At 37.7% G+C, this 1,614-nt stretch carries 1 protein-coding gene; it reads right to left on the bottom strand.

Annotation, left to right across the window (positions count from 1 at the left end):
• Window positions 1-102: 102 nt before the first annotated feature.
• Window positions 103-1,443: an ISLre2 family transposase gene (locus BEN26_RS13785; RefSeq protein WP_069799794.1), complete on the bottom strand. Its 1,341-nt coding sequence runs from the start codon at window positions 1,441-1,443 to the stop codon at window positions 103-105.
• Window positions 1,444-1,614: the final 171 nt, after the last annotated feature.

Genomic DNA, 1,614 nt, shown 5'->3' with positions numbered 1-1,614 from the left:
AGTCTGAGTCAAGTATTTGTGGGAGGAATTTTATTCCATCCACATTTACGTAAGCGTATTCATATTTTATGGGTTTTCCAAAGTAAAATCATATATTATTTTTTAAAATCCTTTTAATTCCTTTAGTACTTCATATACTGGGATATTCGCTTTATTCTTTAGATACATAATATTGTTTCGTGTAACTTTACCTACGGTTCTTACTACCTTTTTCACATACTGCTTTGGTGGTTTTTCTTCTTTGGCTTCTGACCATTTTTCTACTCGACCAAATAGTGTTTTTAGAGCTAATTTGTCGAGGATCGATACCATTGCTGTCATCATGGCACTAGCTCCTTTGTTAACCCAACTCCGTCCATTTTTCATACGTTTTGCAAATACACTCATTGTCGCTTCTGCACTTCCCATAGGACGCATTCCAGTTGGATCAATCCCATGTTCCTTTAACCATTTTCTATAGTCCCCTAACGCCTCAGGATACTGTTCAAGCTGCTTGATAAGTTCTTCTAAGCGTTTCTCTTTTGTTTCGTCATTCAATGTACCTACGGCACTGTTTAATTCTGTAATCAGCTTCTCTCCGTCATAAGCTGCTAGTGCTTTCTGCATTGCCTGATAACGAGGGTGGTCTCGAAATAATCTTCGAACATCTCTTGCAATATGAAATCGATCAATACTGAAGAAAGCTCGGTCTTTAAAGTAGTTGCGACAGGCGGTAATCCATCCTGCTCCATCTCCATTTATAACGAGACGATGCACCGTAGGGTCATAGTTATATGTTTCCATCAGGAAATTTTCAAACCCTTCCCAAAACGGTTCTTCTCCCCGGTGAATATAATGACGCTTTTCTTTCAAGATGACTCGCTTCCCGTTAACCTCCCAACCTTGATGAACCGCCGCTATTTTCTCTTCTTTGCCTTTGATTCGTTTTTCTTGTCGCTTTATATATAGCCCGTCTACTTCCACAAATAATACAGGTGAAGTAATTGATTGTTTCTCTTTCTGAATAGCTTCCACACTCAACAAATGCTGGCGAATAGCTTCATGACTCATAACCCGATAACCAAGGATAGTTTCAAGGGTATTAGCTGCTTTTCGATAAGAAGGTCCAGATACAGCTAGTTCAATAGCTGCTTCCTCCACTAATGGACTAAACCCTTTGGCTCCTTCAAAACCTAGATATCGATCAAGAAGGTAGACATGTTCACCTGTCTCTCGATCACGGTAGTATGTACGGTTAATTTCTATCTCACCAAAAAGGCTATCGATAGTTAATTTTCTTTTATCTTTTAGATGAAATCTTTGTTTATCTCGTTTATCTATAATCTGTTGATCAAAATCCTCTAAAAGTAATTTCATGACCGTCGAAAAGGTTTCCTGCAAATTCCTCCAAACTAACTGTTCTATCTCTTTTAACGTCGGATATTTTGTGTTAATATTTTTCATGAGGGCTCACTCCTTTGAATCTGTTGTCACGAATATGATTCTACCAAGGAGAGACCCTCTTTTCCATATTTTTTTGCTTACATCTTTCTGCTTAATATTCTTCTTATTCAAGCAGATTCCATTATCTGCCTTATAAGGTTGTTTTTCCTCCCACAATAATTTTACTCATAC

Origin of the sequence: Tepidibacillus sp. HK-1 (assembly GCF_001748485.2) — a bacterium.
GTDB classification, from domain to species: domain Bacteria; phylum Bacillota; class Bacilli; order Tepidibacillales; family Tepidibacillaceae; genus Tepidibacillus_B; species Tepidibacillus_B infernus.
The sequence above is the reverse complement of the archived record's forward strand: the minus strand, read 5'-3'. Positions and strand labels throughout refer to the sequence as shown.